This is a genomic window from Azohydromonas caseinilytica, assembly GCF_012927045.1.
GTDB classification, from domain to species: Bacteria; Pseudomonadota; Gammaproteobacteria; order Burkholderiales; family Burkholderiaceae_C; genus Azohydromonas; species Azohydromonas caseinilytica.
Map to the genome: position 1 here is coordinate 1 of NZ_JABBFW010000056.1, position 10,313 is coordinate 10,313.

General features: G+C 66.6%; 11 protein-coding genes. 2 read left to right on the top strand and 9 right to left on the bottom strand.

The features are described from left to right. The 9 genes from HHL10_RS29390 to HHL10_RS29430 form a co-directional block, all read right to left on the bottom strand. The coding region (locus HHL10_RS29390; protein ID WP_169162787.1) for an NAD(P)(+) transhydrogenase (Re/Si-specific) subunit beta at positions 1-127 on the bottom strand (127 nt) is incomplete at its 3' end. 11 nt (positions 128-138) lie between these two features. Beyond that, positions 139-330, bottom strand: coding sequence for a hypothetical protein (locus tag HHL10_RS29395; protein ID WP_169163985.1), 192 nt, complete (start codon positions 328-330; stop codon positions 139-141). A gap of 21 nt (positions 331-351) precedes the next feature. Then, positions 352-678, bottom strand: a complete 327-nt coding sequence (locus HHL10_RS29400) for an NAD(P) transhydrogenase subunit alpha part 2 (protein ID WP_169163986.1) — start codon at positions 676-678, stop codon at positions 352-354. Positions 679-681: 3 nt separating this feature from the next. Beyond that, positions 682-1,803, bottom strand: a complete 1,122-nt coding sequence (locus tag HHL10_RS29405; protein ID WP_169163987.1) for a Re/Si-specific NAD(P)(+) transhydrogenase subunit alpha — start codon at positions 1,801-1,803, stop codon at positions 682-684. Between the two features lie 114 nt (positions 1,804-1,917). Beyond that, positions 1,918-2,919: a transketolase family protein gene (locus HHL10_RS29410; protein ID WP_169163988.1), complete on the bottom strand. Its 1,002-nt coding sequence runs from the start codon at positions 2,917-2,919 to the stop codon at positions 1,918-1,920. 17 nt (positions 2,920-2,936) lie between these two features. Beyond that, positions 2,937-3,764 (bottom strand): transketolase, encoded by an 828-nt coding sequence (locus tag HHL10_RS29415; protein WP_169163989.1) that lies wholly within the window; start codon positions 3,762-3,764, stop codon positions 2,937-2,939. A 166-nt stretch (positions 3,765-3,930) separates the two neighbouring features. Then, positions 3,931-5,820, bottom strand: a complete 1,890-nt coding sequence (locus tag HHL10_RS29420) for a TRAP transporter large permease (RefSeq protein WP_169163990.1) — start codon at positions 5,818-5,820, stop codon at positions 3,931-3,933. A gap of 30 nt (positions 5,821-5,850) precedes the next feature. Next, positions 5,851-6,873: a TRAP transporter substrate-binding protein gene (locus HHL10_RS29425; RefSeq protein ID WP_169163991.1), complete on the bottom strand. Its 1,023-nt coding sequence runs from the start codon at positions 6,871-6,873 to the stop codon at positions 5,851-5,853. A gap of 197 nt (positions 6,874-7,070) precedes the next feature. After that, the gene (locus tag HHL10_RS29430) at positions 7,071-7,820 is read right to left on the bottom strand and encodes an SDR family NAD(P)-dependent oxidoreductase (RefSeq protein ID WP_169163992.1); all 750 of its coding nucleotides are present in this window, start codon (positions 7,818-7,820) and stop codon (positions 7,071-7,073) included. Positions 7,821-7,954: 134 nt separating this feature from the next. On the opposite strand from HHL10_RS29430, the gene HHL10_RS29435 reads away from it, so the two are divergent. Next, positions 7,955-8,842, top strand: a complete 888-nt coding sequence (locus HHL10_RS29435) for a LysR substrate-binding domain-containing protein (RefSeq protein ID WP_169163993.1) — start codon at positions 7,955-7,957, stop codon at positions 8,840-8,842. 264 nt (positions 8,843-9,106) lie between these two features. Beyond that, the coding region (locus tag HHL10_RS29440; RefSeq protein WP_169163994.1) for an aromatic ring-hydroxylating oxygenase subunit alpha at positions 9,107-10,313 on the top strand (1,207 nt) is incomplete at its 3' end.

Below are 10,313 nucleotides of genomic sequence, written 5' to 3' on the forward strand. Positions count from 1 at the left end.
TGCCCATGCCCGTCATGCCGAAGACATTGCCGCGGATCGACGTGGTGGGGTGGCTCAGGCCCTTCAAGGCCTGGATGAAGCACACGCTGGCGATGAGGTACAGCAGCGTGACGACGTTCATGCTCATGACGATGTCTCCTATTCTGGTTTGCGCCTGTCATCAGGCTTCGCTATCGCCCCGGCGAATCCCCAGGTGAGTCCGTGAACGGCCAGCCAGGCAAGGAACAGGAGCAGCCCCATGCTCCAGTGCGTTGCCATGCCAAGGGCCAGGGCAAGCATCACCCCCGCAAACAGCGAGAGGCCAAGGTGGCGCTGCTCGATCTTGTCCATGAGGCGACCTGCAAGTCCGTCTTACTGCGCCGGCTGAACCGACGCCGCGACGGGCGCTTTCCGGTCTTTCTTCCTGAACATCTCCAGCATCCGGCGCGTGACCAGGAAGCCGCCGAAGACGTTGACCGCGGCCAGCGCCACGGCCAGCACGCCCATGCTCTTGCCCAGGCCGGTTTCAGTGAGGGCTGCCGCCAGCATCGCGCCCACGATGACGATGGCCGAGATGGCGTTGGTGACGGCCATCAGCGGCGTGTGCAGCGCCGGCGTCACGGTCCACACCACGTGGTAGCCCACGTAGATCGCCAGCACGAAGATGATCAGGTTGATGATGGTGTGCGAGATTTCCACGGCTTAACCCTTCCTGGTGATCTGTCCGCCTTGCGTCATCAGGCACGCGGCCACGATGTCGTCATCCATGGGCACGTTCACGGCCGCGGCATCCTTGGCCAGCACGAGCTTGAGGAAGTCCAGCACGTTGCGCGCGTACAGCGCCGAGGCGTCTGCCGCCACGAGGGCCGGCAGGTTGGTCTCGCCCACGATCGTCACGCCGTGCTGCAGCACCGTCTGCCCGGGCACCGTCAGCGCGCAGTTGCCGCCGTTGGCCGCCGCCAGGTCCACGATCACCGAGCCGGGCTTCATGGACTGCACCATCTCCGCGCTGACGAGCTTGGGCGCCGGGCGGCCGGGAATGAGCGCGGTGGAGATCACCACGTCCGCCTGCGCCACGCGCTTGGCGACTTCGGCGCGCTGGCGGGATAACCAGCTCTCGGGCATCGGGCGCGCATAGCCGCCCACCCCTTCCGCCGCTTCCTTCTCCTCGGCGGTCTCGTAGGGCACGTCGATGAACTTGGCACCCAGCGACTCCACCTGTTCCTTCACCGAGGGGCGCACGTCCGAGGCCTCGATCACGGCGCCGAGCCGCTTGGCGGTGGCAATGGCCTGCAAGCCCGCCACGCCCACGCCCAGGATCACCACGCGCGCGGCCTTCACCGTGCCCGCGGCCGTCATGAGCATGGGAAAGAACTTCTGGTAGCGGTCGGCCGCGATGATCACGGCCTTGTAGCCGGCGATGTTGGCCTGGCTGGAGAGCACGTCCATGCTCTGCGCGCGCGTGGTGCGCGGGGCGGCTTCGAGCGCGAAGCTGGTCAGCCCGGCGGCGGCCAGCCGCTCCAGCCCTTCGCGGTCGAACGGATTGAGCATGCCCACCAGCGTGGCGCCGGGCTTCATGAGGCCAAGCTCCTCGGCCGAGGGCGGCCGGGCCTTGAGCACGAGCTCGCAGCCCAGGGCGGCCGGGGCATCGACGATTTCCGCCCCCACCGCGGCGTAGGCTGCATCCGGGGCGGCGGCCTTGAGGCCGGCGCCGGACTGCACGAAGAGCTGGTGGCCCTGGCTCTTGAGCTTCTTCGCGGTCTCGGGCGTGACCGCCACCCGCGTTTCTCCGGCCGCCGTCTCCAGCGGGACTCCGATCAACATGATGTCTCCTGGAGGGCCTGCACAGTGAACCCAAGGGCGCTGCACCGCACAAGCCGCTTGCCAACCATGAGGTTGAAAAAAGGCACCGGGGGAAGGACTTTCCCCCGGTGAACGTCACAGCCAGGACTTGATCTGCTGGCTCATCGCGCTGGCGGAGATGCCGTAGCGCTCATGCAGCGTCGGCAGCGCGCCCGCGTCCAAGAACGCATCGGGCAGGGCCACCTGGCGGAAGGCCTTCGGCACTGTGCCGGAACGCAGCAGCAGGCCCGCCACCGCCTCGCCCAGGCCGCCGACCACCGAGTGGTTCTCCGCCACCACCACCAGCCGGCCCGGACGCGCCACCTCGGCCAGGATGGTTTGCTCGTCCAGCGGCTTGATGGTGGGCACGTGCAGCACCGCCACGTCCACGTTGTCGGCCTTGAGCTGATCGGCCACTTCCAGCGAGCGCATGGTCATGAAGCCGCTGGAGATGACCAGCACGTCACGGCCGCCACGCAGCACCTTGGCCTTGCCCAGCTCGAACTTGTAGTCATACTCGTCCAGCACCAGCGGCACGTTGCCGCGCAGCAGCCGCATGTACACCGGCCCCTGGTGGGCGGCGATCTGCGGCACGGCCTGCTCGGTGTCCAGCGCATCGCAAGGATCGACGATGGTCAGGCCCGGGATGCCGCGCATCAGCGCCAGGTCCTCGGTGGCCTGGTGGCTGGGGCCGTAGCCGGTGGTCAGGCCCGGCAGCGCGCAGCACATCTTCACATTCAGGTTCTCTTCCGCGATCACCTGGTGCACGAAGTCATAGGCGCGGCGCGTGCCGAACACGGCATACGTGGTGGCGAAGGGCACGAAGCCCTCCTTGGCCATGCCTCCGGCCGCGGCCATCAGCAGCTGCTCGGCCATGCCCATCTGGAAGAAGCGCTCCGGCTGGGCCTGCGCGAACAGATGCAGATCGGTGTACTTGGCCAGGTCGGCGGTGAGGCCGACGATGTCCTTGCGCTCCTGCGCCAGCTCGACCAGCGCCTTGCCGAAGGGGGCGGCCTTGACGCGCTGCCCCTCGCCGGCGATGGAGGCGATCATCGCCGAGGTGGTCAGGCGCGGCTTCTTTTCGGTGGTGGTGCTCATGGGGTGTCTCCTTCAGTTCAAGCTTGCGACTGGTCCAGGATCGAGAGGGCCTGCTGCCACTCGGGCGGATCGACGCGGATGAAGTGGTTCTTGTCACGCGTTTCCAGGAAGGGCACGCCCTTGCCCATGAGCGTGTCGAACAGGATGACGCGCGGCTTGGCCTCCTTGAGGTTGCGCGCGGCATCGAAGGCGGCAACGACGGCCGGCAGATCGTTGCCGTTGACGCGCTGCACATGCCAACCGAAGGAGGCCCACTTGTCGGCCAGCGGCTCGAAGCCCATCACCTTGCCGGAGGGGCCGTCGGCCTGCTGGTTGTTGATGTCCACCAGGCAGATGAGGTTGGAGAGGCCGTGGTGCGCGGCACCCATGGCCGCCTCCCAGGTCGAGCCCTCGTCGAGCTCGCCGTCGGACATGGAGTTGTAGACGAAGGCCGGGTTGCCCTTCAGACGCAGGCCCAGCGCCATGCCCACGGCGATGGGCAGGCCCTGGCCCAGGGAGCCACCCGACATTTCCATGCCGGGCGTGTAGGTGGCCATGCCGGACATGGGCAGGCGGCTGTCGTCGCTGCCGTAGGTTTCCAGTTCCTCTTCGGGAATGATCTTGGCCTCGATCAGCGCGGCGTAGAAGGCAATGGCGTAGTGGCCGTGCGAGAGCAGGAAGCGGTCGCGGCCTTCCCACTTCGGGTCTTCGGGACGGTAGCTCATGGCGTGGCCGTAGGCCACGGCCAGCACATCGGCCCAGCCCAGGGCCTGGCCGATGTAGCCCTGGCCCTGCACCTCGCCCATGCGCAGCGCGTAGCGGCGGATGCGGTAGGCGCACTCCTGAAGCTTTGATACGTCAGACATGAATGTCTCCTTGCAAAGGGAAAGTCTCGAATTCAGGCCGCGTGAGCGGTCCGGGAAGGTCCAGGCGCTGGCGCATGCAGCACAACGACGCCTGAAGGTTGATGTCGATATCCGCCAGGGACGCGCGGCAGCGGGCCTGCCGCGGCTCGGAATCTGGCGTGAAGGTTCAGAGGAATCCGATCGAGATCCAGGGCACCACGGCCACGATCACCACGCCGATGAACAGCGCAACCATGTAGCCCACGATCGGCTTCATGCCCTTGTCCGGATGGATGCGGCTGATGGCACAGGCCGCGTAGTAGCCCACGCCGAAAGGCGGCGCGAAGAGGCCGATGCCCATCGCCAGGGTCACCACCATCGCGTAGTGCACCTCGTGGATACCGACCTGTTTTGCGATCGGGAACAGCAGCGGGCCCAGCAGCACGATGGCAGGGATGCCTTCGAGCACGGAACCCAGGATGATGAAGGCCACGACCGAGATCGCCAGGAAGGTCGGGGCGCCGCCGGGCAGAGCCTTCATCGCTTCCGCAAGCTCGTTCGAGAACCCGGACTGCGTCAGCGCCCAGGCCATGCCGGTGGCGGCGCCGATGATGAAGAGGATGGCCCCGGAAAGCGACGCCGTATCCACGAGCATCGGATAGATCCGCTTCCAGTCGAACTGCCTGTACACGAGAAGCCCGACGATCACGGCGTAGACGATGCCGATGGTTGACACCTCGGTCGCCGTGGCGACACCCTCGACCACCGCTGCGCGGATGACAAAGGGCAGCGCCAGCGCAGGAATGGCGACCAGGAAGGACCTGGCGATCTCGGCACGGGAAGCGCGCCGCACGCCTGAGAGATCCTCGTGGCGATAGCGCCACCACACCAGTGCGCCTAGTGTCAGCGCCAGCACCACGCCGGGCAGCAGCCCGCCCGTGAACAGTGCCGCGATCGAGACGCCGGTCGCCGAGCCGATCGTGATCAGCACCAGTGACGGCGGAATGGTCTCGGTCTGGGCACCCGTCGCGGAGAGCAGCGCCACGAGATCGCCCTCCTTGGCGCCGCGCTTCTTCATTTCCGGAAAAAGTGCGGGCGCAACGGCCGCCATGTCGGCCGCCTTCGATCCCGAGATGCCCGAGACCAGGTACATCGCCCCGATCAGCACGTAGGAGAGGCCGCCCCTGACGTGCCCCAGCAGGTTGGCCAGGAAGTTGACCATGGCGCGAGCGATGCCCGTCATCTCGATGAGCAGGCCCAGCAGCACGAACAGCGGCACGGCCAGCAGGATGAGGTGGCTCATGCCTTCGTCCATCCGCCCGACGATCACGATGCTCGGCGTATTGGTGGTCAGCGTGATATAGCCCAGCGTGGCCAGACCGAACGAGAAGGCGATCGGCAGGCCGAGCAGCACCATGGCGCCCACGCCGAACACAAAGAAGATGAGCAGGTTCCAGTTGCCGATTTCCTTGAGGGCGGGCCCTGCCAGCGCCATGCCGCAAATGACGGCCGCAACCAGGAGCACCGCCAGCATCGCGTCACGCAAGCGCCCGACCCGGAAAACCTGGATGAAGCCAATCAGCAGCATCAGTCCAAGGCCAACCGGCAATGCCGCGGCCCGCCAGGAGTTCACGATGCCCATGGCCGGCGTGACGACCCACACCTCGTCCACCGCGAACTCGTAGGCGGGGTGAACGACGAAGGTCAGGAAGGCGATGGCCGCGGCAATCGCCACGAGGTCCAGGAAGGCCCGTTGCCGTGGTTCGAGCTTGCCCACGATCGCCGTCATGCGCATGTGCTGGCCACGGTGGAACGCGACGATCGATCCCAGCATGGCCAGCCACAGGAACAGGATCGAGGCCAGTTCGTCGGACCAGACCAGCGGCTGGTGGAAAACGTACCGGCTGGTCACGCCCATGAGCAGCACGACGACTTCGGCCAGCACCAGCAGCGCGGCCGGAATTTCGACCAGCGTGCCGATGAGCTTGTTGAGCTGTTCGAGCCAGCCGATCGGCTTGCGCCAGGCCGTGTCTTGAGCGTAGCCGGCGATGCCGGGCGTATCACTTGGAATGTCCATGGCGTTCCTCCAATGAGGTCTTGCTGCTCATCAGCCCAGCTTGCCGGAGACCTGCTCCAGCAGCTCCCAGGCCGTCGCGCCGTACTTGGCCTTCCACTCGGCGTAGAAAGGCGTGCGGGCCAGGTGCTCGCGGAAATCGTCCTGCGAGACCTTGGGAAAGCTGATGCCCTTGCCCTTGAGATCCGCAATCAGGTTGCTGCTGAGCTTGGCGATATCGGCGCGCTGGTCGTTGGCGGACCTGTCGAGTTCCCGGGAGATGATTTGCTGGATGTCCTCAGGCAGCCGCTGGAAGATGCGCTTGTTGGCCAGCACCCAGTACCCATCCCAGACATGCCCGGTGAGGCTGCAGCTCTTCTGCACCTCGTAGAGCCGCGCGGTGGAGATGATGGCCAGCGGGTTTTCCTGGCCCTCCACGACCTTGGTCTGCAAAGCGGTGTAGACCTCGTTGAAGTTGATCGGCGACGGCGCGGCCTCCAGGGCCTTGAACAAGGAGGTCAGCGACGGTGCGGCTGGCACGCGCACCTTGAAGCCCTTGAGATCCGCCGCGGACTTGATCTCGCGCGTGGACGAGGTGATGTGGCGAAAACCGTTGTCCCAGATCTTCGAGACCGTCAGGATGGGCCGCTTCGCGATCTCGGCACGAATATGGTTGCCAAGATCACCATCCATCGCCTTCCAGACATCGTCGTAGTTCTTGAAGGCGAAACCCACGCTGGTGATGCCCGAGACGGGCACGAAGGTCGCAAGGACCAGCGATGACAGGTTGAAGAGCTCGACCGAGCCGTTGCGAACCTGCGCCAGCAGGTCCGTGTCCGAGCCGAGCTGGTTGGCCGGAAAGTGCCTGATGTTGACGCGGCCCGACGTGGCCTCGCGGATGCGGGCAAACGCCTCCTTGGCACGCACGTTCACCGGATGGGCGGGGTCCTGTCCGGTGGCGTACTTGAGGTCGAACTCGGCCGCATCGGCCGGGCGCGTGACGATCGAGAACAGCGGAAGCGCTGCGGCGCGGGCCAGAACGGCACGGCGCGACAGTACAGGGCGTGGATTCGCCATGATCTGCTTGTCTCCTGTGTAGTGAGAAATGCTTCAGGCCATGCCGTTGAAGCCCGGTACACGCCGATGCTTCGCTGTCATCGGCGGCACCATCTCCGCCTGGCTGGCGTGAGCTCGACGCTGGCCGTCTGGGCGGCTGTCGTCAGGATGCGCAAGGGGCGGGCATCCCGCATGGATGCCCGCAGAAGCGGCTGAAATCAGTGGATCAGCATGCCGCCGTTGACGTCCAGCGTGACGCCGGTGCAGTAGGCGGAGAGATCGCTGGCGAGGAAGACGCACGCGCCGGCAATGTCCTTGGGATGCCCCAGGCGGCCCAGCGGGATGGACTCGGCAATCTCTGCCTTGCGCTCGTCGTCGAGCTTGCCCTTGATGATGTCGGTGCCGATCAGGCCCGGGGTGATGCTGTTGACGCGGATGCCGGCGCCGGCCAGCTCACGCGCCATGGCGCGCGCCAGCCCCAGCACGCCGGCCTTGGCCGCCGAATAGTGCGGGCCGCCCAGGATGCCGCCGCCACGCTGCGCCGACACCGAGGATATGCAGATGATCGAGCCGCTGCCCTGGCGCTCCATGGCCGGGATCACGGCCTGCGACGCCAGCAGCGTGCCGCGCAGGCTCACGTCCAGCACGGCGTCGTAGTCGGCGCCGGTGATGTCCACGGTCTTGCGCGGCTGGGTGATGCCCGCGTTGTTGACCAGGACGTCGATGCGGCCGAACTTCTCCAGCGCCTGGGCCACGGCGCGCTCCACCTGCGCCTTGTCGGTAACGCTGGCCACCACGCCGAGGTGGCCCTCGCCCAGCTGCGCCGCGGCGGCGGCCGGGTTGGCAGCCTCCAAGTCCATGATAACCACACGGGCGCCATGCTCGGCCATCAGGCGGGCGGTGGCGAAGCCCAGGCCATTGAGGCCAGCACCGCCGGTAATGAGGGCAACTTTGTTCGCGAGCAGCATGCGTGTCTCCGTTGAAGGGGTGTTGGGGTCTGCGATGGAGCGAATTCTGGAAACTGCCCTGGTTGAATACAAACGATATGATTTCAAGCATGGTTGATGTTTCGTCATGCTTGGGTTTCACCTGATACACGACCATGCGCGCTTCCATCCCTCCCCTGAGCACGCTCGTGGCCTTCGAGGCCGTGGCCCGGCGCCTGAACTTCACCGTCGCGGCCAATGAGCTGTTCCTGACACCTTCGGCGGTGAGCCACCAGATCGCCAAGCTGGAGGAATTCCTGGGCGTGCGGCTGTTTGAGCGCACGGCGCGCAACGTCGAGCTCACCCAGGCGGGGCAGGACTACCTGAAGCGGGTGGCCGGTGCGCTGGCCGCGATCAGCGCGGCCACCGACAGCGCGCGCAAGGGCGTGAGCAACACGCTGCACGTGCACTCCACGCCCAGCTTCGCCACGCTGTGGCTGATGCCGCGGCTCGCGGAGTTCGCGCGTGCCCATCCCGACATCTCGTTGTCACTGTCCTCATCGGTGGAGCACTCGGACTTCACTGCCGGACAGGTGGACATTGACATCCGCTACGGCGTACCGAACTGGCCGCAGCTGGTGGTGCAGCCGGTCTTCAATGAGCAGATCACGCCGCTGGCCAGCCCGGCCTTCCTGCGGCGCCACCGCATTGAGACGCCGGAGGACCTGCTGCAGGTGCCGCTGATCCAGTCCACGGTGAGCGTGGTGCAGTGGCCGGACTGGTTCACCAGCCGCGGCATCGCCCACTCGCCAGCCACCTTCGCCTACCGTTTCGACCGGGCCTTCATGACGCTGGATGCCGCGGTGCAGGGCCTGGGCGTGGCGCTGGAGAGCACGTTCATCGGTGAACCGCACCTGCAAAAAGGGCGGCTGCGCCCGGTTTTCGAGCCAGGCTGGGCCTTGCCGGTACAGGCGCATTTCCTGGTTTACCCGGTGCGACATGCGCAGCGCGGCGAAGTCCTCAGCTTTGTCGACTGGCTACGGCAACGGGCCGGGAGCCCTTGAAGCACCGGCCCGCGCAAGACGGAGAGTGCGCCGGAGATAGCACCCGGCAGCCGGCCGGGCTGATGTCGGTTCCTGACAAATCCGCGTCCGAAGCACGCAAGGCTTTGGTTCCGGCTCCCCAAACAATGAGCCTCATCAGGGCGCCACCAGGGCATCTGGAATCGAGGCAGGCCGCGGGGAAGAGCCCCATCGGTGCAGGCCCGTATCCGGCCCCGCGCCCGACCAGCCCCCAGCTCCCGTGAGGCCATTGCAAGGATCTCCGTCATGTCCACCAAGCATCAACCCGTCACCCTGCATCCCCGCGCCGGCGCCGCCGACGCCCTGCTGCGCGATCTGCTGGAGCGCCGCCGCGCTGGCCACAGCCTGGAGGCGCCCTTCTACCGCAGCGACGAGGTCTTCCAGGCCGACATGGAGTACATCTTCCGGCGCCACTGGATCTTCGTGGCCGTGGCGCCGCAGGTGCCCGAGGCCGGCGACTACATCACGGTGGACGTGGGCGACGACTCGGTGCTGATCGTGCGCGACGACGACATGCAACTGCGCGCCTTCCACAACGTGTGCCGCCATCGCGGCTCGCGGCTGTGCGAGGAGCACCAGGGCAGCCTGGGCAACATCGTCTGCCCGTATCACCAGTGGACCTACGACCTCGAAGGCAAGCTCATCCACGCCGACCACATGGGCGAGGCCTTCGTGCGCGAGCAGCATGGCCTGCACAAGGTGCACCTGCGCAACCTCGAAGGGCTGATCTTCATCTGCCTGGCCGACGAGGCCCCGGCGGACTTCGAGGAAGTCGCCCAGCGCATGCGCCCGTACCTGGCGCCGCACCGGCTCGACGACTGCAAGGTGGCCGCGCAGGTCGAGATCATCGAGGAGGGCAACTGGAAGCTCACGATGGAGAACAACCGCGAGTGCTACCACTGCGTGGGCAACCATCCCGAGCTCACCGTCTCCCTCTACGAGCACGGCTTCGGCTACCAGCCCGGCCCGCAAAACGCCGACGGCCTGGCGCGCTTCGAGCAGATCGTCAAGGACAGCCACGCCCGCTGGGAAGCCATGGGCCTGCCCAGCGCGCGCCTGGAAGAGCTCGACACGCGCGTCACCGGTTTCCGTACCCAGCGCCTGCCGCTGGACCGCGCCGGCGAGAGCCAGACCATGAGCACCGAGGTGGCGTGCAAGAAGCTGCTGGGCGAGTTCAAGGACAAGTCGCTGGGCGGGCTGTCGTTCTGGACGCAGCCCAACTCCTGGCACCACTTCATGAGCGACCACGTGGTGAGCTTCTCCGTGATCCCGCTGAGCCCGGGGCGCACGCTGGTGCGCACCACCTGGTGCGTGCACCGTGACGCCGTGGAGGGCGTGGACTACACGGTGGACAACCTCACGCGCGTGTGGAACGCCACCAACGACCAGGACCGCCGCCTGGTGGAGGCCTCGCAGGCCGGCGTGGCCAGCAGCGCCTACGAGCCCGGCCCCT

Coding starts and splice junctions, on each gene's coding strand:
- HHL10_RS29395 (WP_169163985.1), bottom strand. CDS start 330: ATGGACAAGATCGAGCAGCGCCACCTTGGCCTCTCGCTGTTTGCGGGG.
- HHL10_RS29405 (WP_169163987.1), bottom strand. CDS start 1,803: ATGTTGATCGGAGTCCCGCTGGAGACGGCGGCCGGAGAAACGCGGGTG.
- HHL10_RS29410 (WP_169163988.1), bottom strand. CDS start 2,919: ATGAGCACCACCACCGAAAAGAAGCCGCGCCTGACCACCTCGGCGATG.
- HHL10_RS29415 (WP_169163989.1), bottom strand. CDS start 3,764: ATGTCTGACGTATCAAAGCTTCAGGAGTGCGCCTACCGCATCCGCCGC.
- HHL10_RS29420 (WP_169163990.1), bottom strand. CDS start 5,820: ATGGACATTCCAAGTGATACGCCCGGCATCGCCGGCTACGCTCAAGAC.
- HHL10_RS29425 (WP_169163991.1), bottom strand. CDS start 6,873: ATGGCGAATCCACGCCCTGTACTGTCGCGCCGTGCCGTTCTGGCCCGC.
- HHL10_RS29430 (WP_169163992.1), bottom strand. CDS start 7,820: ATGCTGCTCGCGAACAAAGTTGCCCTCATTACCGGCGGTGCTGGCCTC.
- HHL10_RS29435 (WP_169163993.1), top strand. CDS start 7,955: ATGCGCGCTTCCATCCCTCCCCTGAGCACGCTCGTGGCCTTCGAGGCC.